General features: G+C 65.5%; 27 protein-coding genes and 2 tRNA genes. 16 read left to right on the plus strand and 13 right to left on the minus strand.

All coding sequences use genetic code 11. The annotated features are described in order from the left end of the window. Nucleotides 1-76: 76 nt before the first annotated feature. From AC0QDI_RS19950 to AC0QDI_RS19975, 6 genes are all read left to right on the plus strand, one after another. The gene (locus AC0QDI_RS19950; protein WP_474671410.1) at nucleotides 77-1,249 is read left to right on the plus strand and encodes a KaiC domain-containing protein; all 1,173 of its coding nucleotides are present in this window, start codon (nucleotides 77-79) and stop codon (nucleotides 1,247-1,249) included. Nucleotides 1,250-1,403: 154 nt separating this feature from the next. Further along, a complete protein-coding gene (locus AC0QDI_RS19955) occupies nucleotides 1,404-1,643 on the plus strand; it encodes an amphi-Trp domain-containing protein (protein WP_474671146.1) in 240 nt (79 codons plus the stop codon). Nucleotide 1,644: 1 nt separating this feature from the next. Then, nucleotides 1,645-2,007, plus strand: a complete 363-nt coding sequence (locus AC0QDI_RS19960) for a hypothetical protein (protein ID WP_474671148.1) — start codon at nucleotides 1,645-1,647, stop codon at nucleotides 2,005-2,007. Nucleotides 2,008-2,081: 74 nt separating this feature from the next. Further along, nucleotides 2,082-2,516: a universal stress protein gene (locus tag AC0QDI_RS19965; protein ID WP_474671150.1), complete on the plus strand. Its 435-nt coding sequence runs from the start codon at nucleotides 2,082-2,084 to the stop codon at nucleotides 2,514-2,516. Between the two features lie 204 nt (nucleotides 2,517-2,720). Continuing rightward, nucleotides 2,721-4,202, plus strand: coding sequence for a hypothetical protein (locus tag AC0QDI_RS19970; RefSeq protein ID WP_474671152.1), 1,482 nt, complete (start codon nucleotides 2,721-2,723; stop codon nucleotides 4,200-4,202). A 161-nt stretch (nucleotides 4,203-4,363) separates the two neighbouring features. Then, nucleotides 4,364-5,329 (plus strand): transcription initiation factor IIB, encoded by a 966-nt coding sequence (locus AC0QDI_RS19975; protein WP_098724717.1) that lies wholly within the window; start codon nucleotides 4,364-4,366, stop codon nucleotides 5,327-5,329. Nucleotides 5,330-5,502: 173 nt separating this feature from the next. Here the strand turns inward: AC0QDI_RS19975 and AC0QDI_RS19980 are convergent. Next, nucleotides 5,503-5,573 (minus strand) — tRNA-Gly (locus AC0QDI_RS19980). Between the two features lie 486 nt (nucleotides 5,574-6,059). On the opposite strand from AC0QDI_RS19980, the gene AC0QDI_RS19985 reads away from it, so the two are divergent. After that, a complete protein-coding gene (locus tag AC0QDI_RS19985) occupies nucleotides 6,060-6,854 on the plus strand; it encodes an NAD+ synthase (protein ID WP_474671154.1) in 795 nt (264 codons plus the stop codon). A 15-nt stretch (nucleotides 6,855-6,869) separates the two neighbouring features. Here AC0QDI_RS19985 and AC0QDI_RS19990 read toward each other — a convergent pair whose 3' ends face one another. Both AC0QDI_RS19990 and AC0QDI_RS19995 read right to left on the minus strand, forming a co-directional pair. Next, entirely contained in the window at nucleotides 6,870-7,409 is a 540-nt protein-coding gene (locus AC0QDI_RS19990) for a GNAT family N-acetyltransferase (protein WP_474671156.1), read from the minus strand. A 70-nt stretch (nucleotides 7,410-7,479) separates the two neighbouring features. Next, nucleotides 7,480-8,184 (minus strand): enoyl-CoA hydratase/isomerase family protein, encoded by a 705-nt coding sequence (locus AC0QDI_RS19995; RefSeq protein ID WP_474671158.1) that lies wholly within the window; start codon nucleotides 8,182-8,184, stop codon nucleotides 7,480-7,482. Nucleotides 8,185-8,244: 60 nt separating this feature from the next. Here AC0QDI_RS19995 and AC0QDI_RS20000 point away from each other — a divergent pair, with 60 nt between their 5' ends. Both AC0QDI_RS20000 and AC0QDI_RS20005 read left to right on the plus strand, forming a co-directional pair. After that, nucleotides 8,245-9,045, plus strand: coding sequence for a DUF7114 family protein (locus AC0QDI_RS20000; protein WP_474671160.1), 801 nt, complete (start codon nucleotides 8,245-8,247; stop codon nucleotides 9,043-9,045). 99 nt (nucleotides 9,046-9,144) lie between these two features. Further along, nucleotides 9,145-9,216 (plus strand) — tRNA-Thr (locus tag AC0QDI_RS20005). Nucleotides 9,217-9,619: 403 nt separating this feature from the next. Here AC0QDI_RS20005 and AC0QDI_RS20010 read toward each other — a convergent pair. The 4 genes from AC0QDI_RS20010 to AC0QDI_RS20025 form a co-directional block, all read right to left on the minus strand. Then, nucleotides 9,620-11,260, minus strand: a complete 1,641-nt coding sequence (locus AC0QDI_RS20010; RefSeq protein WP_474671162.1) for a preprotein translocase subunit SecD — start codon at nucleotides 11,258-11,260, stop codon at nucleotides 9,620-9,622. Further along, nucleotides 11,257-12,132, minus strand: coding sequence for a protein translocase subunit SecF (secF, locus tag AC0QDI_RS20015; protein WP_474671164.1), 876 nt, complete (start codon nucleotides 12,130-12,132; stop codon nucleotides 11,257-11,259). Before secF ends, AC0QDI_RS20010 begins: the two co-directional genes overlap by 4 nt. Nucleotides 12,133-12,382: 250 nt before the next feature. Further along, a complete protein-coding gene (locus tag AC0QDI_RS20020) occupies nucleotides 12,383-12,856 on the minus strand; it encodes a DUF5812 family protein (protein ID WP_474671166.1) in 474 nt (157 codons plus the stop codon). A gap of 149 nt (nucleotides 12,857-13,005) precedes the next feature. Beyond that, complete coding sequence (locus AC0QDI_RS20025; RefSeq protein WP_474671168.1) at nucleotides 13,006-13,458, minus strand: response regulator; 453 nt, start codon at nucleotides 13,456-13,458, stop codon at nucleotides 13,006-13,008. A 181-nt stretch (nucleotides 13,459-13,639) separates the two neighbouring features. Between AC0QDI_RS20025 and AC0QDI_RS20030 the strand changes: the two genes are divergently transcribed. Together AC0QDI_RS20030 and AC0QDI_RS20035 are read left to right on the plus strand one after the other, a co-directional pair. Then, nucleotides 13,640-14,935, plus strand: a complete 1,296-nt coding sequence (locus tag AC0QDI_RS20030) for a glucose-6-phosphate isomerase (RefSeq protein ID WP_474671170.1) — start codon at nucleotides 13,640-13,642, stop codon at nucleotides 14,933-14,935. Nucleotides 14,936-15,366: 431 nt separating this feature from the next. Beyond that, complete coding sequence (locus AC0QDI_RS20035; protein ID WP_474671172.1) at nucleotides 15,367-16,500, plus strand: lysostaphin resistance A-like protein; 1,134 nt, start codon at nucleotides 15,367-15,369, stop codon at nucleotides 16,498-16,500. Nucleotides 16,501-16,523: 23 nt separating this feature from the next. Here AC0QDI_RS20035 and AC0QDI_RS20040 read toward each other — a convergent pair whose 3' ends face one another. Both AC0QDI_RS20040 and AC0QDI_RS20045 read right to left on the minus strand, forming a co-directional pair. Next, nucleotides 16,524-16,982, minus strand: coding sequence for an NOB1 family endonuclease (locus AC0QDI_RS20040; protein ID WP_474671174.1), 459 nt, complete (start codon nucleotides 16,980-16,982; stop codon nucleotides 16,524-16,526). A gap of 4 nt (nucleotides 16,983-16,986) precedes the next feature. After that, nucleotides 16,987-17,232 (minus strand): PRC-barrel domain-containing protein, encoded by a 246-nt coding sequence (locus AC0QDI_RS20045; protein WP_098724692.1) that lies wholly within the window; start codon nucleotides 17,230-17,232, stop codon nucleotides 16,987-16,989. Nucleotides 17,233-17,541: 309 nt separating this feature from the next. Here AC0QDI_RS20045 and infB point away from each other — a divergent pair, with 309 nt between their 5' ends. Further along, on the plus strand, nucleotides 17,542-19,341 hold the full coding sequence (infB, locus tag AC0QDI_RS20050) for a translation initiation factor IF-2 (RefSeq protein WP_474671176.1): 1,800 nt from the start codon (nucleotides 17,542-17,544) through the stop codon (nucleotides 19,339-19,341). Between the two features lie 281 nt (nucleotides 19,342-19,622). On the opposite strand, the gene AC0QDI_RS20055 is transcribed toward infB, so the two are convergent. Both AC0QDI_RS20055 and AC0QDI_RS20060 read right to left on the minus strand, forming a co-directional pair. Further along, a complete protein-coding gene (locus AC0QDI_RS20055; protein WP_474671178.1) occupies nucleotides 19,623-20,000 on the minus strand; it encodes a cyclophilin-like fold protein in 378 nt (125 codons plus the stop codon). Nucleotides 20,001-20,056: 56 nt separating this feature from the next. After that, the gene (locus tag AC0QDI_RS20060) at nucleotides 20,057-20,293 is read right to left on the minus strand and encodes a hypothetical protein (protein ID WP_474671180.1); all 237 of its coding nucleotides are present in this window, start codon (nucleotides 20,291-20,293) and stop codon (nucleotides 20,057-20,059) included. Nucleotides 20,294-20,429: 136 nt separating this feature from the next. Here AC0QDI_RS20060 and AC0QDI_RS20065 point away from each other — a divergent pair, with 136 nt between their 5' ends. From AC0QDI_RS20065 to AC0QDI_RS20080, 4 genes are all read left to right on the plus strand, one after another. Further along, nucleotides 20,430-20,852, plus strand: a complete 423-nt coding sequence (locus tag AC0QDI_RS20065; protein WP_474671182.1) for a hypothetical protein — start codon at nucleotides 20,430-20,432, stop codon at nucleotides 20,850-20,852. Between the two features lie 165 nt (nucleotides 20,853-21,017). Then, nucleotides 21,018-22,709, plus strand: a complete 1,692-nt coding sequence (pyrG, locus tag AC0QDI_RS20070; protein WP_474671184.1) for a glutamine hydrolyzing CTP synthase — start codon at nucleotides 21,018-21,020, stop codon at nucleotides 22,707-22,709. Further along, the gene (gene guaA / locus AC0QDI_RS20075) at nucleotides 22,709-23,626 is read left to right on the plus strand and encodes a glutamine-hydrolyzing GMP synthase (protein WP_474671186.1); all 918 of its coding nucleotides are present in this window, start codon (nucleotides 22,709-22,711) and stop codon (nucleotides 23,624-23,626) included. The genes pyrG and guaA overlap by 1 nt, the downstream gene beginning before the upstream one ends. After that, entirely contained in the window at nucleotides 23,623-23,958 is a 336-nt protein-coding gene (locus tag AC0QDI_RS20080; protein ID WP_474671188.1) for a DUF7126 family protein, read from the plus strand. The genes guaA and AC0QDI_RS20080 overlap by 4 nt, the downstream gene beginning before the upstream one ends. Nucleotides 23,959-24,611: 653 nt before the next feature. Here the strand turns inward: AC0QDI_RS20080 and AC0QDI_RS20085 are convergent. Then, on the minus strand, nucleotides 24,612-25,427 hold the full coding sequence (locus tag AC0QDI_RS20085) for a 5-formyltetrahydrofolate cyclo-ligase (RefSeq protein WP_474671190.1): 816 nt from the start codon (nucleotides 25,425-25,427) through the stop codon (nucleotides 24,612-24,614). Then, entirely contained in the window at nucleotides 25,357-25,983 is a 627-nt protein-coding gene (locus tag AC0QDI_RS20090) for a MogA/MoaB family molybdenum cofactor biosynthesis protein (protein ID WP_474671192.1), read from the minus strand. The genes AC0QDI_RS20085 and AC0QDI_RS20090 overlap by 71 nt, the downstream gene beginning before the upstream one ends. Nucleotides 25,984-26,022: the final 39 nt, after the last annotated feature.

Genomic DNA, 26,022 nt, shown 5'->3' on the forward strand with positions numbered 1-26,022 from the left:
TCGCCGTCGATCCCACCGGTCGACCAGTTTGCGATCCACGTCGGCCGCCCCTGCCGGATCCGGCGACGGCCCGCAGGTGGTCGCCGTGAGTGACGACGCCACCGACTGGTTCGACCGGGCACTCGAGGACGACGACGAATCCGAGTCGGAGTCCGACGCCGCCGAACTCGAGGACGACGAAGCCGATCGGGTCGGCGACACCGAGGGGGCCGACGGCGACGGCGGAAACGAGTCGCTCGCATCGGGCGACGGTGACCGAGCGTGGCCGAAAGACGACCAGCGCGGCTCGCAGGGCGACGCCCCCTCCGTCGCGGACGGGCTGCGGAGCCCCACCGACGACGATTCGACCCGGAACCGAACGCCGGATCCGGACGACGCGACGGACGGCGACTCCCTGTTCGAGGAGGACTTCGGCTCGGCGTTACAGGACATCGAGGCGTCGGCGCCGGCTGCCGTCGGCGACGACGCGGCGGCCGATCTCGAGGGATTCGACGACCTTGACTTCGTCCTGGGAAGCGACGAACCGGACTTCGACGAGGAACTCGATTCGGAACTCCCCCGAATCGACCTCGGTATCGAGGGGCTCGATCAAATGATTCAGGGCGGCGTCCCCGAGCGCTCGCTCCTCGTCGCGATGGGCGGTGCCGGGACCGGCAAGACGACCTTCGGGCTCCAGTTTGTCAACCACGCCCTCGAGCGGGACGAACGGGCCGTCTTCATCACGTTGGAGGAGAGCCGCGATCGGGTCATCAACAGCGCGACCGAGAAGGGGTACGCCTTCGACGAGTACGTCGCCGACGGCCAACTCGCCGTCGTCGACGTCGATCCCATCGAGATGGCTAACAGCCTGGCATCGATCCGCAACGAACTCCCCGCGCTCGTCGAGGAGTTCGGCGCCTCGCGGCTCGTCCTGGATTCGGTCTCCCTCCTCGAGATGATGTACGAAGATCGGGCGAAACGCCGCAACGAAATCTACGATTTCGCTCGAAGTTTGAAAGGGGCGGGAGTCACCGCGCTGTTGACCAGCGAGGCGTCCTCGGAGACCGCCTACGCCTCGCGGTACGGGATCGTCGAGTATCTCACGGACGCCGTCTTCGTCCTGCAGTACATCCGCCCGGACGATTTCCGCGAGACGCGGCTGGCGATCGAGATTCAGAAGATCCGAGATGCGAATCATTCCCGGGAGAAGAAGCCGTACGAGATTACGAGCGAGGGGATCTCGGTCTATCAGCAGGCGAACCTGTTTTAGCGGCCGATTCGGTGCCGGTTTCCCGCGGTGCTATCGGTGCCGGGTTGTCGCAGCGCTATCAGTAACCCGTTACAGCGGCGACCGAGCCGGTAACAGCGAATTAGGACGCCGTTCGCTGCCCATACTTTTGCGGGCACGACCGCCATATTGGCGCATGGCGCAACGGACGACCGCCGACGAAACACTGCCGCGGGAGGAGCTCGCCGCGTACTTCAAAGACCTCGCAGCGGAGTTCGAGCGGGGCGACGAGGAGGTCACCGTCCCCGTCGGGAACAAGAACGTGTCGCTCGACCCACCACAGAACATCGACCTCTCGGTCGAAGTGGTCGAACGATCGTCGATGCTCCGAGGGAATCGTGAGACGGTCGAGATCGAACTCAGCTGGAAACCCTAACATGGCTGCCGCGGACTCAATCCTGATCTTCGTGCTGAGCCTGCTCGTGGGAACGATCGGTATCCTCGCGGGCGCACGGCTGGTGTTAGACCGGGACGCGAGCTTCGTGAACGCGGCGGTGACGGCGCTGATCGGCGCGGTCGCGTGGGCCGTCACGAGCTTCTTCGTCGGCTGGGTCCCCCTCCTGGGTATCCTGTTGCTATTGATCGTCTGGGTCGGCGTCATCAACTGGCGCTACCCAGGCGGCTGGGGTTCCGCCGTCGCGATCGGCTTCGTCGCCTGGATCGTCGCGGTCGGAATCGTCTACCTGTTCGCGGTAGTCGGTTTCGTCACCCCCGACGTGCTCGGTATCCCCGGCGTCTAGCCCGATCGTTCTCGCCATCGAGGAGGGAGGGAAACCCCTTTTTCCGTCCGCGCGAGAGGGTAGCGCAGAGATCGATGTACGAGACGATTCTGTTCCCCACCGACGGCAGCGACCACGCGGCGACCGTTGCGGCGCACGCGATCGACGTCGCGGCCACGAGAAACGCGACCCTACACGTCCTCTCGATCGTCGACGACCGCGCCTTTCTCGTCCTCGACGACGAGCGCGTCGCGAACGTCCGCGACGACCTCGAGGCGACGGCCCGCGAGGCGATCGACGACGCCGTGACGCGGGCCGCGGCGAGCGACGTCGAGACGGAGACGGCGGTCGATACGGGCAATCCGGCTGAGTGCATCGTCGACTACGCCGCGGCCACCGACGTCGATCTGATCGTGATGGGAACCAGCGGCGACGAGTACGAACAGAACGTCGTCGGGAGCGTCTCACAGCGCGTCGTCCGCGAGGCTCCCGTCCCCGTTACCACCGTTGGTCCCGCCGTCGACGACTGATCACGGGTTGCAATTCGACTGCTACGGTTTCCGACGCGGGGATCCGCTCTCCTACGCAGGTATCAGCTCCGGACGCGGCGTCCCGTGTGCGGTCCGCCGTGGCTGCCGAGCACCGCTGATTCGACTGGAACGGTCGCTTCCCCAGAACCCCATCGGATCGATTACATACGGTTTGATATGGGTTCCGTGGCTAGTACCCACGAAATGCGCCGATCCCTCGTGATCGCGGCCGTATTACTCGTCCTCGCCTTCGTGCTCGTCGGCGGCCCCTCGATGTTGCTGTCGCTGTCGACCGGCCAGTTTACGGCCGAGGATCCAGCCCCGAAGAAGCCGACTCCCGACGTCGTCTCGTTCGATGACTCCGAGAGCGGATTCTGGGAGTATCTCAGTCCGCGAGAGGGGTTCCAGAAGCGAAGTCCGATCAACGTGGTCGTCCGCGGTGACGTCGACGATATCGAACGAATACTGACCGAATCTGGCGGCGGCGACTGGTCGGAAATCAACGAATCCGAGGAAGCGGCGGTGCCGGACACGTACGCGCTGACCGGTGATGAAAACGTCTCCGAGAACGAGACAGTACCGAACGATTCGACCGCCAATGCGACGAACGATTCGGCCGTCAACGCGACGAACGATTCGGCCGCCAACAATACGACCGCAGACGAACCGCCGGCGGAGGAACGACGCGGACGAATCCCCTCTCTCAACTGGGGTGAGGCCGACGGCGGCGTCCGTTACGCCTACGTCGACCCCGGCTCGAACGAGAGCGGCTACTGGACGACCGAGACGCTCCAGCTCGAGGACGGCGATTACTACGGACAGCGATATCACATCCGGCTCTACGAGAGCCCCAACGAGGACGACGACTGGGTCGCCATGCAGACGCACTCCGAACACTTCGACTGGTTTACGTTGCAACACCGCGTTCACGGGTCCCAGTCCGCCCAGCGAAAGGTCGAGTCCAACTTCATGGCTCACCCGCAAGTGGACGTTCAGGACGACGTCAGCCGCATCTACCTCGATAACGGCAACTCCTCCGACGCAGACGGCTGGGCTACCCTGGTCGAACTCGCCGGATTGCTCGTCATCCCCACGCTGGTCGGTATCCGGTCCGGCAGGCGCAACGGCGACGCTGCGAGCGACGCCGGCCGGTCCGCCGAACGGGTCCACCAGCGGACGCCCGACGCCATCGACGATCACCTGACCGACGTCGACCGGCGGCGGATCGCCGCCGCCTACGACCGCGTCGAGGTCGGCCACCTCCTCCTCGTCGTCGCCATCGTCGCGCTGTACCTCGGCGTCCGGGCGGGCGGCATCTTCCTCGAGCACCGCGCCGAGTTCCTCACGCCCCACCAGATCGCCGCGTTACTCTACCCGGTGATCAGCGTCGGCATCCCGGTGGCCACCTATCTGATCGCACGCGGACTCACACGCCGACTCGACGCCGCCGTCGTCGCCGCGGGCTCGCTCGCGGTCGCGGTCTGGCTCGATTACGGCATGCTCGGCGTCGACGCGCTCTCCCTCGAGGTCGTCCTCCAGCGCATGCTCGTCGTCGTCGCGCTCGGCCTGATCGCCGGCGGCGCGGCCAAACGCGCGGCTCGCGACTCGAAGTTCAACGACATGCTGCTGGTCGGCACCGCGATGTGGCTGCTGGTACTGGTCGGAACGCTGTTCGGCTACCTGTAACCGCCCTCGCCTTTCGGAAACGAATCATTCCAAGCCGAAACCGCCGCTGAAACGCCACGTAATATCGATTTACCGCCGAAACGGTCCCTGATCGACCCCCTTCGTGGCTGACTCTATGGTGGCGAGTCCTTAAGTCGTTGCAACATCGTTATCTACACGAAATGGCTAGCCCACCCCGCCAACGCGAACGAGAACCTGAAACGACAGAAAAAGAACAGGAACCGGAGCGTGAGCGGGTGTGTGACGAGTGTAACGGGGGTACACTCGTCAAGAGCGAGGATCAGGGGGAACTCGTCTGCGACCAGTGCGGTCTGATCGTCGAAGGAACGAACATCGATCACGGACCGGAGTGGCGCGCGTTCAACCACTCGGAACGGCAGAACAAGTCCCGCGTCGGCGCGCCGACGACCCAGACGATGCACGACAAGGGGTTGACGACCTCGATCGACTGGAAGAATCAGGACGCCTACGGCCGCTCGATTTCTTCGGACAAGCGCAACCAGATGCGCCGCCTGCGCAAGTGGCAGGAACGAATTCGTACCAAAGACGCCGGCGAGCGCAACCTCCAGTTCGCGCTCTCGGAGACCGATCGGATGGCCTCTTCGCTGGGGATTCCCCGCTCGGTCCGCGAGGTCGCCTGCGTCATGTACCGGCGCGCGCTCGACGAGGACCTCATCCGCGGGCGCTCGATCGAGGGCGTCGCGACCAGCACCCTCTACGCCGCCTGCCGCATGGAGGGCATCCCGCGCTCGCTCGAGGAAGTCGCCGCCGTCTCCCGGGTCGAGCGCAAGGAGATCGGCCGCACCTATCGGTACGTCGCCCAGGAACTCGGCCTCGAGATGGAGCCGGTCAACCCCAAGAAGTACGTCCCGCGCTTTTGCTCGGAACTCGAACTCTCCGAAGAGGTACAGGTGAAAGCCAACGAGATCATCGATACGACGACCGAGAAGGGGCTGCTGTCGGGCAAATCGCCCACGGGCTACGCCGCCGCCGCGATCTACGCCGCGTCACTGCTGTGTAACGAGAAGAAGACCCAACGCGAGGTGTCCGACGTCGCGCAGGTGACCGAAGTGACGATCCGGAACCGATATCAGGAGCAGATCGAAGCGATGGGCATCCACGAGTAAGCCGGCTTCTGAAATCGTTTTTGCTGTCATTGCGGCTGCAAAATCCGTCTGGAGACCGTGTCCACGGAGCCACCGCAGACTGGCGTGTACGCGGGGCTGTTCACGAACAGACGCGACTCTCATACTCGCGGTCAGCGCAGCGGACACTATCGGATCGTCGATCGCTCGAGGAATGCGCCGGCCGGGAATTGAACCCGGGCCGCGAGCTTGGGAAGCTCGAGTCCTACCACTGGACCACCGGCGCACTGCGCTCACTTCGTTCGCTTGCGCGCCGAGGATCGCAGTTCCAGAGGAACTGCTCACCACCGGCGCATTGCATCCGCTTGGGCGTCCCAATGCGATGGGCTTCGTCCATCATCCCATCGGCGCGCTGCGTCACCAAAGGGTACCTTCCGGTCGCACTTGAACGTAGCGCTCTCGAATCGGCCCGTATGCCCCCGACGACAAAAACCCGTCCTCGAGTTGCAATCGCTGCGGACTATCAGTACGTATTACGTGTCCGCCGTGGTAGCGAGTGATGTCGAAAGACGCGACGTGTCCGGGTTGGGGTAGTGGCCATCCTTCAGCCCGTCCGGCTGAGACGCGCAGTTCAATTCTCGCACCCGGACCTCTCGTTCGGTCGCCGTGACGGATTTTGTCTCGAGTCGTGCCGCTCCGTCGAAATCGACCGTTCGGGCACTTTTTCCCGGAGAGGGCAGCCTATTAGGTCGCGGCCGGCATAGGAGCCCGCATGATCGACCTTCGCTTTTCGGACGGGGAACTGGAACGGCAACGCGACCACATCACGGCGTTCATTCGCGAGCGGGTCGACGCCGCGGGAGCCGACGGCGCCGTCCTCGGCCTCTCCGGGGGGATCGACAGCACGCTGACCGGCTATCTCGCCGTCGAGGCGCTCGGGGCCGAGAACGTCCACGGACTCGTCCTGCCGGCGACCGTCAGCAGCGAGGGGAACATGAGCGACGCCGAGTTGGTCGCACGGGACCTCGAGATCGGCTACGACGTGATCGAGATCGAACCGATCGTCGACGCGATCCTGGCCACCTACCCCGAAGCCGAGGGCGACCGCGAAGCCGTGGGCAACGCTCGCGCCCGCGTCCGGGCGGTCATGAACTATCTCGTCGCCAACCACGAGAGTCGGCTGGTCTTGGGGACCGGGAACCGCAGCGAGGCCGCGGTAGGCTACTTCACCAAGTACGGCGACGGGGCCGTCGACTGCCACCCGATCGGGAACCTCTACAAGGGACAGGTCCGCCAGCTCGCTCGTCACGTCGGCGTCCCCGAGGAACTGGCCGCGAAGACCGCCACCGCGGAGCTGTGGGCCGACCAGACCGACGAGGACGAGCTCGGGATCAGCTACGAGACGCTCGACGACGTCCTCGCGACCCATATCGACGGTCCGCTCTCCGTCGCCGCGACCGCCCGGCTGCTCGAGGTCGACGAGGAAACGGTCGAACGAGTCCGCGGCATGTACGAGCGCAGCGAACACAAGCGCAACGCGCCGCCGGCCCCGGAACCCCTCGAGTGAGCGAGTGCGCTCCCCTCAATCGCGTTCCACGGACCGCTCGTCCTCGAGTAATCCGTACCAGTACACGTCGTGATACTCGCCGTCGACGAATTCGGCGTCGCGGTGGACGCCCTCCTGCGTGAAGCCGACGGACTCGAGCAGCCGTCGCGACGGCTCGTTGAACTCGAACACGCGGGCGGCGATCCGGTGGAGACCGAGCTGGTCGAAGGCGTACCGGACGACGCGCTCCACCGCCTCGGTGCCGTAGCCCCGTTCGTGGTGCTCGGGAGCGAGCCAGTATCCGATCTCGGCCGCCTGGGATTCCCAGTCGATCTCGAAGAGACCGATCGTTCCGACCGGCGTCGAATCGGCGACGATCAGCAGGTCTACAGTGTCCTCGCCACAGACCTGGTTCTCGAAGAACTCCCGCTCCTGTTCGCGAGTGACCGGTCTGGATCGCCCGATCGATCGCCAGATTCGCGGGTCGTTGATCTGCGTTTGCAGAAAGTCGAGATCCTCCTCCTCGATCGGGCGCAGCGTGACGCGGGCGCCCTCCAGAAACACCGGTCCGGGCATACCAGTCCACTTCGTGTAAGCGAATAAATCACTTCTGGTCAACCGCCTTCCGCCGCTCGAGTCACGCCGCCTACTCGAGCAACGCGTCGATATCGTCGGCGTGAGCGGCGACGAGGTCGCCGAAGGCCCGGGCCTCACGTCGCTCTTGCGTCGCGCGCTCGCCGTCGTCTCGGATCCGGCGTTTCAACGCGGCCAGCGCGTCGCCGGCGTTTTCCGCGATCTCCTCGGCGACCGACCGGGGATCGTCCTCGACGCGCGAGATAAGCCCCATTCGCAGGGCTTCCTCGGCGTCGATCGAGCGGCCGGAGAGCGCGAACTCGAGCGCGTCGCCCTCGCCCAGCACTCGGGGTAACCTGACGGTCCCGCCCCAGGCACCGAACAGACCGAAGCTGACCCCCGGTTCGCCGTAGGTCGACTCGGGCGTGCCCACGCGAACGTCACAGGCCAGCGCGAGTTCGAGCCCGCCCCCGCGTGCGGGCCCGTCGATCCCGGCGACGACGACTGCGGGAGCGTCTTCGATCGTTCGCGCGACGCGCTGGCCCAGGCGGGCAAAGTCGGCCGCGCGGTCGCGGTCCCCCTCGAGTGCGGCGCCCTCGTTCAGATCGGCTCCCGCGGAGAAGGCCGGACCGCGACCGCGGAGGTAGATCACCGGCTCGTCGGCGTCGTCGATCGCCGTCTCGAGGGCCTCGAGGCCGCCCGCGGAGAATGCGTTGCGCGCCTCGGGGCGGTCGATCGTAACGGTGCGAACCGATCCGTTCGTGTCAACGTCGAGCATGGCAGCAGTCGACCGGGCGTTTCCAAAGGTCTTTGGCTCCGCCCTCGTAACCCCTCGCTAATGGAAACGGCCGACAGCTGTCGGCGTGCCGCCCTCGAGGCCGTCGCGGACGTCGAACCACCACGGCTGCACGAGTATCTCGACTCTATCCTCGATCGAGCGTCGATGGTCCCCGCGGTTCTCACCCTCGAGAGCGCCGCGGCGATGCGCACTGAGGGGCTTCTCGAGGATGAGGACGCGGACGAGCCGTGTTGCGACGGCGAGTCCGAACCCGACCAACGCCGAACGCGAGCCGCCGGCCCCGACCGCGAGCCCACTCGCATCACGACCCACGCGGCCGGCGTCCAACTCATCTACGAGGGACTGCGACTGACGCGTTCGCTCGCTCACGACGAACCCTGGACGGCGACCGACGCCGACGCCAGCGACGCCGATCTCGGGATCCTCGCAGCCGACATCCTCGTCGCCCGCGGCTTCTACCTGTTGGCGCGTACCGACGCCGCCGACAAAGCCGTCCGAACGGTGCAGTCGTTCGGTCGCGACCAGACCCGCCGCGACGATCTCGAGTCCGGAGCCGAATCCAGCGCCGGCACCGCCGTCGGCACCGACGGCGGCGATCCCGAATCGATCGATGCGAACCTCGAGCGAGACGTGCTCGAACTGGCCGTCCGCACCGGCGCCGTCGCCGTCGGTGAACCCCCCTCACCCCGACTGCACGCCGTCGTCGCGGAGTTCGCCGCCGGCGTCGGAACCTCGTTTCCCCCGGCCGCGGAGTGTCTCACCGACCTCCAAACGCGGGCTCGAGAGCTGTCGCTCGAGGATCCCACGACCGATCGAGCGACGTCCGCGACGGATCCCTGACGGACGAACGCAATCGCGGGATGGGGCTGCGATAACCCGCCGCACGGCCCGCTCGAATCGAAACCCATAAAGACGACTCCGGTCAACGAACAGATGCGTGCCTGGGTAGCTTAGCGGTAAAGCGCGTCCTTGGTAAGGACGAGAGCCCGGGTTCAAATCCCGGCCTAGGCTTGTTCGGTTTCACCGTTTCTGACGCGATTTACTTGCTCGAGCGCCGCTCTCGAGGCGAATTCCACCGACGATCGCTACAAGGTGCTGTTGGCGCCCTCGAGAACACGCCTCAACTCAGCTCACCGCCCGTTTCGAACTGCTGCTATATGGACGATACTGCGGCCCTCGAGCGCGGCTGCAGCTGCAGGCTGGTCGTTCTTGTTCGTTGCACTGCTGCGTAGCTCTGGTGATCGTGATGCCGAACTGTACTACCTGTAACAATCCTGTCTCGTACGATTTCGCCGCTGCCCACGGTGACGGCGATACCGTCGACTGGTGTCCGCGGTGTCGGGAACGCTAGCGCTCTCTTCCGATCGGAGAAACGACCGCAAAACGCCGTCCGAGTAGTGAGGGCTCGAGACGCCTACCGATCCGTGAGCAGGCGTCGCAGGATGTCACCGTAGGCGGGACGGGTGATGAGGACCCCGATGAACACGCCGAGGATGGTGATGATCGCGAAGCCGCGGAGGTCGCCGAGGCTCAACACGGCGAGCGGCGAGAGGGCGACGACCGTCGTCGCCGCGGCGGCTCCGATGACCCAGAAGGCTTTGCGGAATCGCGACTGGAAGACTCGCTCCGAGCTGACGTCACCCTCGTCCATCACCTCGTCGGCGATGATCACGAGGTCGTCGACCCCTGTCCCCACGACGGCGATGAACCCGGCGACGTGGGAGAGATCCAGCGGCATGCGTATCAGCGCGGCGAATCCGAGCAAGATTACCACCTCCGCGACCGCCGTCACGATCATCGGGAGCGCGACCCGCGTGTCCGTGTATCGAGTGTAGACGACGCCGCTGACGGTGATCACCGAGAGCAGCCCGATCAGCAGCGAGAACTCTTTGAACTGAGTGGCGTGGGCCGGCTCGATCGAGTAGACCTGATCGTTTTCGAAGTCCAGCGGCGCACGCAGGCTACCGGCTCGGAGGTTGACCGAGAGCGACTGGGCGTCTTGCTGACTCGGTGCGCCCATCTGGAAAGTCGGGTTGTTCTCCCAGTTGCCGTTTCGCATCGACTCGGCCAGGCCCGGCCCCATGCTGTGTGCATCGATGACCTCTCCGTCGACGACGGTCAGGAGACAGTACTGGTCCCCCTCCTGGTCGAAGTTGATGGTCCCGTCGTCGCCACGGAGGCCGCACCGCCCGACTCCTTCGTTCTGATCGGTGAAGCCGAGGTCGTTCATCTGCTGCTGGAATTGGGGTGCGGTCTCAGCTCTGACTTCCACCGGGACCACGTATCCCGACGTTTCTCGCCCCTGACTATCCGTCTGCTGCTGGGGCGGGTCGACGTCGGCGATGTCGTCGTCGGACAGCACCGGTTGCCTCGACTGGTTCCCGCTATCGTCGGGATAGTATGCGACCACCTCGACGACCCCGCGCTCGGAGAGCAGTTGGCGGAGTTCGCTCGCGTCCATGTTCGGGACCTCGACGACGATGTAGTGCTCGCCGCCCGGCGTCGTCTGCTCGTAGGCAGAACCACCGGACAGCCCCGCGGCGTTGACCTTCGTCTGGATCGTCTGGATCATGTCGTCGCGAGTCTTCTGGGTGACGCCGTCGCGGATGTCGTCCTCCGAGGCGTCGACGTTCGCCGACTGCAGCGCCGCGGCGAACTCCGCTTGCGTCACGTTGTCGGTGAACACCTCCGCGGTGACGGTCCCGTCGTCTTGGACGTCGACGCTGGTGTCCGCCGGCTCGAGGCCGAGTTCGTCGGTCATCGTCGACTCGATCTCGTCGAGTCGCTGTTGCTCTTGGCGGTCGATGCCTCCCTCGGCCATGTCGGGCGCGATGTTTTCGGCGGTCATCCCGGTGACCGGGACCCTGATCCGGGTCCCGCCCTCGAGGCCGAGTCCGAACTCGAGATTTGTGGGGCCGTTATCGACGGTGCTCTCGGCGTAGCTGCTGTCCGCCACGATGCCGCCGGGGATGAAGAGGGCGACGACGGCGAAGGCGACGAACAGGACGAGCAAGAGGAGCCGCCAGTTGGACTTGGCGGCAGCGATCGGGTTCATGAGCGGATCCCCTCGAACTTGTACCAGCGAAGCAGACTCAGGTTCAACATGTAGGTGTTCATCAGGTCGGCCCCGAGGCCGACGAAGAGGATGATGCCGATCGATGCCAGGAGGCCGATGCCGAAGATGTACGCGGAGATGGCCATGACGAGCATCGCGGCCATCGACGTGATCGTCATCGTGACGCCGGTCCGCATCGCGCGGTGCGTGCTCTCGTAGAAGCCTCCGCTACGGCGCAGAACGTGGTTGTTCAAGAGGATATCCGAGTCGACCGAGTACCCGATCAACATCAGCAGGCCGGCGACCGTCCCGAGCGAGAGTGGGATCCCGGCCAGGCGCATGAACGCCAGCGGGATCACGAGGTCGGAAAACGCCGAGAGGACGACCGCGATCGACGGGACGAACGTCCGGAAGAGCAAGAAGACGATGGCGCTCATCCCGACGAACGCGATGGCGACCCCCAGCATGGCCGTCTGCTGGCTCTGTTGGCCGAAACTCGCCGACGTCGAGGAGACCGCCTGAACGATCTCACTGTCGCCGTCCGAATCGAGTCCCGCCTCGGCCTGATCGCCCAGCGCCTGCGAGTCGGTCGAGGAGAACTGCACGATATACTGGTTTTCGCTCCCGGTTCCGGTCACCGATTCCGGCTGTTCGTCGAACGCCGACGGAATCTCGTCGGCCGGCGTCGTCGTCTGGACGGTCAGTTCCGTCCCGCCGGCGAAGTCCATCCCGAGCGGGACCGGCGTGCCGTACACGAGAAACGATCCGCTGAGGACGAGCAGTGCAACCGCGAGGACCGCGAGCGGAACCGCCGCGAGCTGACGGTTGCTGTACCGGGTATACTCTATCTCCGGTACGTCGAAATACGCCATATACCGGACCACTTGTACCCTCCCGAAGTAAGCCTTCTCAATTCCAGCGCTCTCTCGCGGCCCCCAGGCGTCGACTCGAGCACGGGACCGGGGCAAGTCGCCAGTGCTGATACGGTCTGCTATACCGACGTACCGGCCCGCCCGTCTGGCGGGTCTCGGGTGCGCCGAAACTGACGGAGCGTAGTCCGTCTGAGTAACTCTTCGTCGGACGCAGCAAGTGACGAGTGGCTCTTTCGTCGGACGCCACCGATCAGTCCGGCAGATATCGCACGCTCACCACGCCGTCGTCGGCCGAGCGGCGAACTTCCACGCGGACCGCCTCGAGCCGGGCCGCCCGCGAGATCGTCTCTTCGTCCGCGAGAACGTCCTGCGCTGCGGGTTCGACCTCCCCCTCGGGCACGCGGAACACGTGGATTTCGCCCGTCCCGGCGCGCTCCTCCTGAACGAGGTCGCCGACCTCGCCGTCGGCCGCGAGCTCCTTTTCGTGTCGGGTCGGCTCGAGGTCGCTGTCGACCAGGTCGATCGAGCGTCGGTCTTCGACGTCGATCACCTCCCAGGCGACGTCCAGCGGCGGCTCCGGTGCGACGGTGGCCTCGAGGACGTCGTGGCGCTCGAGGCCGGGGTTCGACGCGAGGGTGTGGACCTGTGCGGTGTCGACGTCGCGAACGACCGCCGATTCGTCTTCGGCGTGCGTGACGACGAACGTGCCCGTCTTTTCGCTCATGGTCGACTCTACGCGAACCGTCGGTTTCGGGGTTTCGGCTTCCGACCGCGAGCCACCGGAGCGCACCGGAGAGAACCTTCCGCTCGGCTATCGCTCGAGCGGCGCCTTCGTACACCGATCGGCCGGGTCCGGTGCCCGCCAGCGCCGATCTACGACGGCGCGGGGGGATGCCGCGCCGAGTCGATCCAGAAGTCCTCGATCGCTTGCGCTAGCGTGTCGAACTCGCCGGGACTATCGGGCTTCGTGAGGTACGCGTTCGCGGCCCGATCGTAGCTGTCGACGATGTCCGCTTCCGCCTCCGAACTCGAGAGGACGAGGATCGGCGGCGGCGGGTAGTCCAGTTCGTTCTCGAGCGTTTCCAGGATCGTGAGCCCGTCTACCCGCGGGAGGTTCAGATCCAGGAGGACGAGATCGGGGTCCGTACTCGCGGTGTCCGTCTCGCAGACGTCGAAGTACGTCGTCGCCTCCTTCCCGTCGGTGACGGTGTGGAATTCGATGTCGCTGTCGACCGTTTTGAACGCTTCTCTGGTCAGACGAACGTCACCCGGATTGTCCTCGACGAGCAGGATGTCGATCGGCTCGTTCGGCGTGTGGCTGGTCATGGTGCTCGCTACCGACTACGAGATGCGGACGCGTAAGGCCGATCCCTACACACGTGGTGGGTGTCCGCCGCGGCGCGTGGTCAGATCGGCGCGCTCGGCGACAGCGTCGCCGCCGAACCGATCACGGAGCGGCTGAACCGATCACGGAACGACTTTAGGCTCGGCGGTCGCCTCCTCGCGTATGAACGTCGACATCGGTAACGCGCTCGCGTCCGTCGCGTCGCCGGGCGTCTCGAGGGAGTCCCTCGAGCGCCTGGACGAGCAGGTGGCGGCCGCCCACGAGCGCATCGAGCGCGGGATGGCGAACGAGGAACACGGCTACGAGGCGCTGAACCTCCCCGAACGGACCGACCCGGACGAGATTCGGGCGGCGGTCGAGCCCGTCGCCGACGCCGAGGCGCTGCTCACCGTCGGCATCGGCGGCAGCTCGTTGGGTGCGGCGACGATCACGAACTCCCTCAAATCAGAGACGGAAACCGTCTTTCTGGATAACGTCGACCCCGAGTGGATCTCGAGCCGCCTCGAGGGACTCCCCCTCGAGAACACCGCGATCAACGTGGTCTCGCGGTCGGGGACGACGGCGGAGACGCTGGCGAACTTCCTCGTCGTCCGCGAAACCTTCGAGTCGGCGGGCGTCGACTGGACCGAGCGGACGATCGTCACCACCGGCGAGTCCGGGCCGCTTCGCGATCTCGCGAACCGCCACGACCTGCCGTCGCTGAAGGTGCCCGACGGCGTCCCCGGTCGCTTCTCCGCGCTGTCGGCGGTCGGCTTGGTCGCCGCTGCGGTCTGCGGTCACGACCTCGAGGCGCTGCTCGCGGGCGCGGCCGCCGAGCGAGAGACGCTGACGGGGTCGCTCTTCGACTGTCCGGCCTACGCCTACGGCGCGACGACCTACGCGCTGGACGGGCGCGGTGCCGGGGTCAACGCGATCATGCCCTACGCGGAGTCCCTCGAGACATCCGCGGAGTGGTTCGCACAGCTGTGGGCCGAGAGCCTCGGGAAGGACGATCTCGGCCAGACGCCCGTGCGCGCGCTCGGGGTGACGGACCAGCACTCGCAACTCCAGCTCTACCGCGCGGGTCCGCGGGACAAGCTGGTCACCTTCGTCACTACGCGGGAGAGCGCGGATCGTCCGATCCCGGACACCGACGTCGAGGAGTTGGCGTATCTCGGTGACTCGACGCTCGGCGACCTGCTCGAGGCCGAGTTCGAAGCCACCGAGGCCAGTCTCGCCGCCGCGGGCCGGCCGAACGTCCGCGTCGAACTCGAGCGCGTCGACGAGTACGAACTCGGCGGGTTGCTGTACGGCATGGAAGCCGCCTGCGTGCTCGCGGGCGAACTCTACGGCGTGAACACGTTCGAGCAGCCGGCCGTCGAGTGGGCGAAGAAGGCGACCCGCGGGCTGCTGGGCGGCGGCGACTTCGCGGAGGCCGAGGCGGTCGCGGAGAAAACGGAGCTTCGGATCGAACGGTAGCCGACCGTTGGTTCACGTCCTCGTCGCGCCGTTGAAAGTCATCTCGTTGAAATTCTGTTCTCGAGTCCTTCAGCGTGAATCATCGCTCACTCCTCGTAGTGACTGAAACGGTGGTTTTGATGGGATTATTGGAGACGAAGCGTCCTGCTATTGTGACACCAGGGGATCGCCACGCCCTCCCCAGCCGATTCGCTCACGCCTAACGGCGCTCGCTCATCCCTCGCGCAATGTCGTCAGCCGCCCTCACTCTCGTTCGGTCGGCTGCAAGCGCGCGCCACCGCAGCCGGCTGGTCGGTCAGGAGTGACACGTTGCTCTCCGATACTAATCGGAGGGGGAGTAGACACAGTGCCGTTGCGGAGTGCGACCAAAGCTTCCCCGTCACATCGTCCGTTTGCGGTGCGCCTATCAGCCCTCGCACGAACACCTACGTATGACCGAGACTGCACGGGCCGACGACGCCGGCCCGATCGCCTCAGACGTGATTCCCGGGATCGGGACGGCCCTCGCGGGGATTACGATGGTCGCCATGCTCGTTCCCGTCCGCCAGGGCATCGACGACCCCGCCGTCTGGGCGGGAGTGGGGTTCGCCCTCGTCGCCGTCCTCGCGTTTTTCGTCCGTCGCCACGGCGGCATCGAGCGAACGATCGCCGGGCCGATCGCCGCCGTCTCGAGCGTCGCGGTCGTCTTGCTCGCCGGCTACGCCCTGAACCAGGGGATTACGGCATCGACATCGCTGCCGTCGGTCTCGCTGTCGATCCCGCTCGTTTTCGTCGCTTTCGTCACTGCTGGACTGACCGCCGGCGTGGGCGTCGCGGAGTCCCTCGGCATCGGACTCGTCGGATTCAAACGCCGGACGCAGCAACTGGCCGTTCTTACCGGCGTCGGGTTCGCGGGTCTCTTCGCCCCCGAAGTCACGACGCCCGTACTCGTGATTCCGGTCATCCCCTTCGTCGAGTCGCTCTCGGAGACCGAACTCCTCGTGGTCAGTCAGGTCGTCGGCAATCTCGGCATGGCGCTGGGAACGGCGATCATCGTGGTGGGTTATCTCCGACTGACCGATCGCGACCGCTCCTTTCTGGATCTCCGATTGCCCACGGCGCGGGAGGTCGGCTGGACCGTCGCCGGACTGATCGTCCTCTTCGGGGCCGTCTTCGCGATCGATCTCGTCATGCAGGCGGTCGGCGTCGAGGGCTCGGATCACGCGACGACCCAGCAAGCCCAGGAGCGTCCCGAACTGATGCTCGTGATGATCCCGATCGCGATCCTGATCATCGGTCCCTTCGAGGAGTTGCTGTACCGGAACGTCATCCAGAAATCGCTTTACGACACGTTCTCGCGGGCCGGTGCCGTCGTCACGGGGAGCGTCATCTTCGCGGCCGTCCACGTCTCCGCGTACGCCACCGCCGGTCTCGGCGCGGTCATCGCCAGTCTCGGCACCGTCTTCGGGCTCTCGCTCGTCCTGGGGACGATCTACGAGCGAACCGAGAACCTCGTGATCCCCGCGCTGGTCCACGGGCTCTATAACGCCGTGCTGTTCGCGAACCTCTACTCCCTCTACGGCTAAACTGCGTCCAGCGCCCCGTCCCGCTACGAGGGGTTCTTTCTGGCCAGTTCCGACCCGCAGATCGGGCACCGCTCTTTCTCTTCGTCGAACTCGCGACCGCAGCCCTGACACTGGTAGCGCCACTGGCGCTGTTCGTCGATCCCCTCGCGGGCGATCACTTCGACGTCGACGTTGAGTTTCTCCGCGACGTTTTGCATCGCGTAATCGTCGGTCACGAGGACGGCGTCGAGTTCGAAACTCGCCGCGACCAGGCGAACGTCGGTGTCGGAGAGGACCTCGAGGTCGCCGGACTCCCGGGCCGCGCGCTCGACCTTTTCGGTGGTGTCGTCGTTGGGAATGTGGATGTGCATGCCCGATCCCTCCATCGCGTCGTAGCGATAGGCGCTCTCGTCTTCCAGTTCCTCGCGGACGAGCGGGATAGTTGCAGTCTGTTCTGTCGTGTGGAAGTCGTGGATAAAAGCCGAGGAGTCGAGAACGTACATACCGTTAGCGCTGGACGACGATGTAGTCTTTTACCGCTTGGACGCGGTTGACGGGAACGAGGAAGTGGCCGGCGTCGTCGAGATCGAAATCGACGGCGCGCCGGGACAGTTCCTCGTCCGGCTCGATAACGAGATCGTTGAGTTTCCCCGATTTGAGATCCATCGTGATGTTGTAGAGCAATCCGAGCTCGGTGCCGTCGGAACCCATGACGGACTTCCCCGAGAGGTTTTCAGCGAGTATATCGCTCATGCATACCCGTACTTACTAATCGGTATTAAAAACCACGGGGTGAACGCGGTTCGGCGTCTGACGCCGGGCAGACAGGGAACGCCCGCCCGATCGAACCCGTTCGGACGCGAGCGGATCCGCTCGAACGCGATCTGGCCCGTTCGAGCACGGGCGAGCACGCGAACGGTGGGGCCTGACCCACCCGTCGAACCGGTCCGCGGTCGTCGGACAGGCTGCGATCGCAGCCCTGATCACCGGAACGCCGATGACGATGGGTTTAACTGCGGCGATACGGACGATTTAGACAAGACCTTCCTCGGGTGGTTCACCATGTCGGACACGGATACACGCGACCCCACATCCCTCAGAACGCCGATCGTCGCCGTCCTCGGACACGTCGATCACGGCAAGACAAGTCTCCTCGATAAGATCCGCGGCTCCGCGGTCATCGAGGGCGAAGCAGGCGCGATCACCCAGCACATCGGCGCGACCGCCGTCCCGCTGGACATCATCTCCACGATCGCGGGCGAACTCGTCGACCCGGACGACTTCGACCTCCCCGGCCTCCTCTTCATCGACACGCCGGGTCACCACTCCTTTACCACGCTGCGATCCCGCGGCGGCGCGCTGGCCGATATCGCCATCCTCGTCGTCGACGTCAACGACGGCTTCCAGCCCCAGACGCTCGAGGCCCTCGATATCCTCAAGCGCTCCGAAACGCCGTTCATCGTCGCGGCGAACAAGATCGACACGGTTCCCGGCTGGAACCCCAACGAGGACTCGCCGATCAACGACACCTACGAGTCCCAGTCCGAGCGGGTGCGCCAGCGCCTCGACGAGAGCCTCTACGAGATCATCGGGAACCTCTCGGACGAGGGCTTTTCGGCCGACCTCTACTGGCGGGTCCAGAACTTCCAGCGCAACGTCGGCGTCGTCCCCGTCTCGGCGATGACCGGCGAGGGCGTTCCGGACCTCCTGACCGTCATGATGGGCCTCTCCCAGCGCTACATGAAAGAGGAGATGGAGATCGACGTCGCCGGCCCCGGCGTCGGCACCGTCCTCGAGGTCAAAGAGGAGAAAGGGTTCGGGACGACGGTCGACACGGTGCTGTACGACGGGACGATCCGGTCGGACGACACGATCGTCGTCGGCGGCCAGAACGAGCCGATCGTCACCGAGGTGCGCGCGCTGCTCCAGCCGCGGCCGCTGGCCGAGATCCGAACCGAGAGCCGGTTCGAGAAAGTCGACGAGGTCTCGGCCGCGTCCGGGATCAAAGTCGCCGCGCCCGAACTCGCGGACGCGATGGCCGGCGCGCCGGTCCGGGTCGTCCGCGATCGCGACCTCGAGGAAGTCGTCGCCGAAGTCCAGGCCGAACTCGCGGACATCGCCGTCGACACCGCCGAAGAAGGCGTCGTCGTCAAAGCCGACACGCTCGGCAGCCTCGAGGCGATGGCCGACGCCTTAGGCGACGCGGAGGTGCCGATCGTCCGCGCGGAGGTCGGCGACGTCGCGCCGCGGGATGTCTCGGTCGCCTCGACGGCCGAGGACGGGAAACAGAAGGCCATCCTCGGCTTCAACGTCGACGTGCTCGACGACGCCGAGGACCGCGCGGAGATCGAGGACGTCGAAATCTTCACGGACGAGGTCATCTACCAGCTCATCGAGGAGTACGAGGAGTACGTCGAGGGGATCGAGAAGGCCCAGCAGGACACCATCCTCGACAACATCACGCGCCCCGCCCGATTCCGGATCCTCCCGGACCACACCTTCCGCCAGAACGACCCCGCGGTCGTCGGCGTCGAGGTGAACTCCGGAACGGTCCAGAACAACGCGAACGTCGTCAAGTTCGAGGGCAACGAGGCCGACCGCGTCGGCCAGGTCAAAGGGATCCAGGAGCAAGGCGAGGACGTCGACGAAGCCCGCGCGGGCAATCGCGTCTCCGTCGCCATCGACGGTCCCACCGTCGGTCGCCAGATCGAGGAGGACGACGAACTCTGGATCGAGATCCCGGAAAAACACGCGAAGATCTTAGAGCAGGAACTCGCGAGCGATATCCCCGGCGACGAACTCGAGGCGCTGAACATGTACCTCGACAAGCAGCGCAGCCGGGACCCGTTCTGGGGCAAGTGAGTCGGCTCGAGAGATAGCGTTCTCGCTCTCGATTCTTCGATCCGCTGCGGTGGCGCGCGCTGTCGGCTGGCTGAGTGCTAGCGAGGCCAGCTGACGACACTGTGCGAGGGATGAGTGAGCGAACACAGTGAGTGAGCGAATCGGCTGGGGAGGGCGTGGCGATTCACTGTTGCCACGATAGCAGAACGGTTCTCTCTGCTTACGATCCCGCGTGTCCGTATGAGAAGACGACTGTGACTGTTCGAACCGCGCTTCGCTGCTCTTCTGGTGCCGACATGTCGTCAGTCGTTCAGCGCCTCGAGCCGAACCCGTGCCCCGCCCTCGAGGTCCGTGAGCAGCCCCGTATCAGTAACCCGCCCGACGACGGTTACGGGCGCGGCGGCGCGGGGCTCGTCGTCGTCGCTGGCCGGGGTCGGGCCCCAGAACAGACACAGCTTCCCGCCCGCTGGCCAGTAGGCAATCGCACCCTCGGGCACCGCTTCCCGTGCGCTTTCCGGCGACACATCCAGTTCGAGATCGAAATAGAGTTCGTCGCCCCAGCGCGTCGCCTCGCCCGCGACGGGGAGCGCGTCCTCGAGCGCGGCCCTCGTTTCGGGTGCGTCGTCGGTCCACTCGGCCTCGAGGGTACGGTCGTCGACGGTAACGCGGAGCTCGCTCATACGAACCCGTCACGAAGCAGGGGTACTTCTCGGTGACGACCGAGGGGAGTCGCGTCTCAGTTTGCGGCCTCGACAGTCCTCGAGTCGCGACGTTCGGCCCGGCCGCGAGCGCGCTCGAGTTCCTCGTAGACCGATTCAGGATCGTCTCCCACGGGACGAGCCCCTTCCAGAACGATCGGTCGACGACGAGGCCGGCCTTGTGGGACGATCCCGACGTAGAAGCCGAAGCCGGCCTGAAAACCGATATCGGGTTCGCCGACATCGACGAAGGCGTGTCGCTCGTGAGATGCCACGGTGTTCGCGATTTCGGTCTCGGCGTATGAAATAACCGCGGTCGTGTTGCTCTTCAGACACTCGGTGTCGGCTCGAGACGGGGAGCGTGCCAGGTGCCCTGTAAGCATTAACACACTGCTCGTGGTGGAGTTCGCTATGCTCGTACAGCTTCGTCAGTACAAACACGAGGAAGTGCAGTTCGACGATAACAGGACGACCGGTGAGTCCCAGACCGAAGACACGGTTAACCCGGATGCGGAGGACTACTTCGGCGAAGAGATGGAGGATCTCGACGTCGAAACGTGGGATACCGTCGAACACGAGGGCGATCCGATCCAGCGCCGCTCGCTCACGATCGATGGAGTCACCGCCGTCTCCGTCCCGAAGCAACCGACCGAGGAAGACGATCCCGACCTCCCCGGGCAGACGATCCAGTTGCGCATGGGCGGTGGCATCGAGAACATCCCGCAGGCCGAGATCGTCGAAGTGCAGGATCTGGAAGTCGAGGACCCGGCCGAGGGAAAGGTTTCGAAGGAGGACGAACCCCACGGGAAGGCGTCCATGGACGACGAGCCCTAAGCAGCGTATTTTCCCGCTGCCGTCCCGTTTCGGACAAACGCGGGGATGAAGGCGGACTCGAGGCGGATGCATCGCGCGGCGACCGCACCGGCCAAGGGGTGACAACCTCTGTCGGTGGCGGTGTGGTCCCGAAATCGTTTTCAAGCGGTCGCGCGCACACTCGGTATGCCGACGGAATCGGACACTCATTATGACCCCTCGCTGGGGAACAAGTTCATCTTCGTCACCGGCGGCGTCATGTCGGGGCTCGGCAAGGGGATTACGGCCGCGAGCACCGGCCGGCTCCTCAAAAACGCCGGGTTCGACGTCACCGCGGTCAAGATCGATCCGTACCTGAACGTCGACGCGGGGACGATGAACCCCTACCAGCACGGGGAGGTCTACGTCCTCGAGGACGGCGGCGAGGTCGACCTCGATCTCGGGAACTACGAGCGGTTCCTCGACATCGACATGACCTCGGACCACAACATCACGACGGGCAAGACCTACCAGCACGTCATCGAGAAGGAGCGCGCCGGCGACTACCTGGGCAAGACGGTCCAGATCATCCCCCACATCACCGACGACATCAAGCGGCGCATTCGGGAGGCCGCCGAAGGCACCGACGTCTGCATCATCGAAGTCGGCGGCACCGTCGGGGACATCGAGGGGATGCCCTACCTCGAGGCCTTACGCCAGTTCGCCCACGAGGAACCCGAGGAGAACGTCCTCTTCACCCACGTCACGCTCGTGCCGTACTCGAAAAACGGCGAGCAAAAGACCAAGCCGACCCAGCACTCGGTCAAGGAGGTCCGTTCGATCGGCCTCCAGCCCGACGTGATCGTCGGCCGCTGCGAGGACCGACTCGACCCGGAGACCAAGGAGAAGATCGCGCTGTTCTGCGACATCCCCACCGAGGCGGTGTTCTCGAACCCCGACGTCGAGGACGTCTATCACGTCCCGCTGATGGTCGAAGACGAGGGGCTCGACCAGTACGTCCTCGAGCGCTTCGGCCTCGCCGACGAGGCGCTGCCACCCGAGGAGCGAACTAACGACTGGCGCGAGATCGTCACCACCGAGAAGGAGGGCGAGATCGATATCGCGCTGGTCGGCAAGTACGACCTCGAGGACGCGTACATGTCGATCCACGAGTCGCTGAAACACGCCGGCTTCGAGGTCGGCAGCGACGTGACCGTCCACTGGGTCGCGGCCGACGAACTGAGCGAGGGCCACGACGGCCAACTCGAGGGGATGGACGGGGTCATCGTCCCCGGCGGGTTCGGGATGCGGGGCTCCGAAGGGAAGATCCGCGCGGTCCAGTACGCCCGCGAGAACGGCGTTCCCTTCCTCGGGCTCTGTCTGGGCTTCCAGATGGCCGTCGTCGAGTACGCCCGGAACGTGCTGGGCCTCGAGGGCGCTCACTCCGCCGAAATGGAAGAAGACACGCCCCATCCGGTCATCGACATTCTGCCCGAGCAATACGAGGTCGAGGACATGGGCGGGACGATGCGGCTGGGCGAGCACACGACGGTGATCGAACCCCAGACGCTGGCCTACGAGCTCTACGGTGACACGTCCTGTTCCGAGCGGCACCGCCACCGCTACGAGGTCAACCCCGAGTACTTCGACCGCTTCGAGGACGAACCGCTGGTCTTCTCGGGCACCGCGGGCAACCGGATGGAGATCCTCGAACTCGAGGACCACCCGTTCTTCGTCGGGACGCAGTTCCACCCCGAGTACACGTCCCGCCCCGGACAGCCGAGCCCGCCGTTTCTGGGACTGGTCGAGGCGGTCCTCGAGCGGACCGACGATGCGGCCGAAGAGGAGAGCGAACCCGACGACGCGGACACCGATGCCGAAACCGAGGTAACCCACTGATGGTAGACACCGAGACGTTCGTTCCAGAAGCAGTTGCAGAGATCGGCGACGAAATCGGCGATGCGAACGCCGTCATCGCCCTGTCGGGCGGCGTCGACTCGTCGGTCGCCGCCGCGCTGGCCTACGAGGCTATCGGCGACCGACTCACACCGGTCTACGTCGACACCGGCCTGATGCGGAAGGGTGAAACCGACCAGCTCCGCGAGACGTTCGACTACATGGAGTCGCTGCGAATCGTCGACGCGAAAGACCGCTTCCTCGAGGCCCTGTCGGGCGTCACCGATCCCGAGGAAAAGCGCGAGGTCATCGGTGAGCAGTTCATCCGGGAGTTCGAGCGCGAGGCGACGGACACCGACGCCGACTACCTCGTCCAGGGGACGATCTACCCCGACCGCATCGAGAGCGAGGGCGGGATCAAGTCCCACCACAACGTCGGCGGCCTCCCCGAGGTCGTCGACTTCGAGGGCATCGTCGAACCGGTCCGCGACCTCTACAAGGACGAAGTTCGCGAGGTCGCCCGCCACCTCGGCCTCGACGAGATCGTCGCCGAGCGGATGCCGTTCCCCGGTCCCGGACTCGCCGTGCGCGTCATCGGCGAGGTCACCGAAGAGAAACTCGAGGTCGCCCGTCACTCGTGTCACGTCGTCGAGGAGGAACTCGAGGAGTACGAGCCCTGGCAAGCCCTCGCAGCCGTCATCGGCAAGGCCACGGGAGTCAAGGGAGACAACAGAGTTCACGGCTGGGTCGTCTCCGTGCGCTCGGTCGACTCGCGAGACGGGATGACCGCCCGGGCCCAGGAGATCGACTGGGAGACCCTCCAGCGCATCCAGTCCCGGATCACCGGGCAGAACGATAACGTCGCTCGCGTCGTCTACGACGTGACCCACAAGCCGCCCGCGACAATCGAGTACGAATGAGTACCAAACCTACGACCGCCATCGTCGCCGGCCCCGACGACGACGGTATCGGCGACGCGCTCGAGCGCGAGGGCGTCGACGTCACCCGACTCAACGGCGTCATCTCCCGTCCGCACCTCGAGGAGGCCGGTATCGTCGCGGCCGATCTGTACGTCCTGACCGACACTGAGCAAGCGACGACGATCCCGATCGCCTGCGACCTGAACGAGGGGCTTCGAACCGTCGTCTACGCTCGCGACTCCGTCCCCGAGTTCGTTAGGGGCCAACTCGATCTCGCGATCGACCCGCAACTGATGGACGCGAGCATCGTCGCCGACGAACTGGTCGCCTGATACGGACCGTTGTCCGTCAGTTCCGGCGCAACCGCGAACCGTCCTGCGGTTGCGCCGGTACATCGGTACACCAGACCGTCTAACGCCGTGCCCGCCGACCGCGATCATCGTCACCCCGTCCTCCCGATCGATTTCGTATCGAACTCCTGACCGATTCCGAGTCGCGCCGCCGAATCGCTTACGGAGGGGGAATCGACGGGTAATTTCGTCGTGCGAACTCCGCCTCGCTACAGCCGCCGTATAAACCGTCTCGAGGCGGGTTTCGCCGGTGTAAATTCGCATTGAATTCGGGAGAACTCGGCGTAAGGGTGGTATACCATCACTCCCGTTCAAGTAGCAATCGCCAGTAGTGGCGAGTGGAGGTCGACGGGCAGACCCCACCGATGGCACCCACCACCTATACCCGCGACTTCCAGCAACCCCACCACAGCACCCTTCCCCACCACTGCCAACCGATTCTCGTTGACGCGGGCCCACCCACCGGCTCGCGTTACACCCTGCGATTCTGGCACTCGGGGCGCGGCGTTCGTCGCCGCGCTCCGGGGATGGACCCTCTCGTTTCCGAACCCGTTCGCCGTCGCTCTCGTCCTCGGTAGCGACGAGGAACGCTGACACCGGCACTGAGACGACACACCCGTCACCGAGAGACGCAGTTATCGCCCTCGAAGCGACTCGAGGACCGGAATCTCCGCGAGCCGCTCGTCCGGGAGCAGGGCCCAGTCGATCCCCTCGGGTTGCTCGCTCCCGCCCTCGGGACGCACCGCCCGCTCGGGCGTGACGACGAGATCCATCGCGACGTCGTGAGCCTCGATCGCGACGGCGTCGTCGATCACCTGCCGTTCGTGGACCGTCGTCGCTACCGGCGTCGACTCGTCGACCAGACCGAGCTCTCGGAGGACGGCGTACTCGAGGTCGCTGTAGCCCTCTCCTTTGCCGATTCGGCCACCCTCCTCGGTTACAGCAACGCTGCCGGAGACGATCAGATCGACGCGGTCGACCGCCTCCGGCCCGACCTGCTCGCCGTGTTCCGACGACCCGGAGACGGTGGTCGCCGCGTCGTAGTCCTCGAGGTCGTCGGGATCGAGTTTCAGGAAGCACTCCTCGTCCCGAAGTCTCGGCACGGCCATGTAGACCGTCTTTCCCTCGCGTAGCGCCCGCCGCCGGACGGGCAACTGCGGCGCGTCGGGATTGGCCTTGATCGACGTCGCCTCGGTCCACTCCGGTTGCTCGGCCAGCCGATCGGCGGCCTCCTTCGCCCCGGCGAAGTTCGGAATTCGGCCGTGGGGCGGGAACGGAAACCGCGCCTCGCCGCTCTCCTCGAGGTCGTCCCAGATCCGCTCGCGGACGGACGCCTTGTCGATGGCGTCGCCTCCGGCACCGTTACCGTCGGATGCCACGTCAGGCACCCCCGTTCGTCGCTTCGCTCGGCGAAGCGGTTTCCGCCGGTTCGTCCGCGGTGTCCGGATCATCCTCGGCGTCCGTCTCGCCCTCGGTATCGGCCTCGGAATCCGGCTCGACCTCGCGCGCGAGGTCGACGATCCTGGGCGCTTCCGAGAGGATGATCTCCTCGAGCGCGAGGCGGGCCGCGTCGGGGTGGCCGGGGAGACAGAAGACCGGGGTCCCCTCGGCGATGCCGGCGAGAGTCCGTGCGGTGACGGCTTGCGTGCCGGTCCGCTCGTAGGCCAACACGGTGAATAGCTCGCTGAACGTGGTCAGTTCCTTCTCCAGGAGCGGATCGACGGCCTCGATGGTGATATCGTCCGGTTCGACGCCGGTCGCGCCGGCAGTGATCACAATCTCGACGTCGTCGCGGTCGATCAGCCGCGAGACGATCGATTGCACCGTGTCGTAGTCCGTCCCGACGTGTTCTCGCACCGCGATCTCGCTGCCGTCGTCCTCGAGCGCCTCGCTGATGACGTCGCCGGCGGCGTCGGCCTCGAGACTGCGGTCCGAGGCGATCGTGACGACGCCGGTACAGAGCGTCGCGTCGTCGGGTTCGGTGGCGTCCGAGTCCGTCTCGTTCATACCGCGTCTTCGAAAGCCGGCGGGTAAAAACGTCCGTCT

This window comes from Natrinema sp. LJW11 (assembly GCF_056135975.1).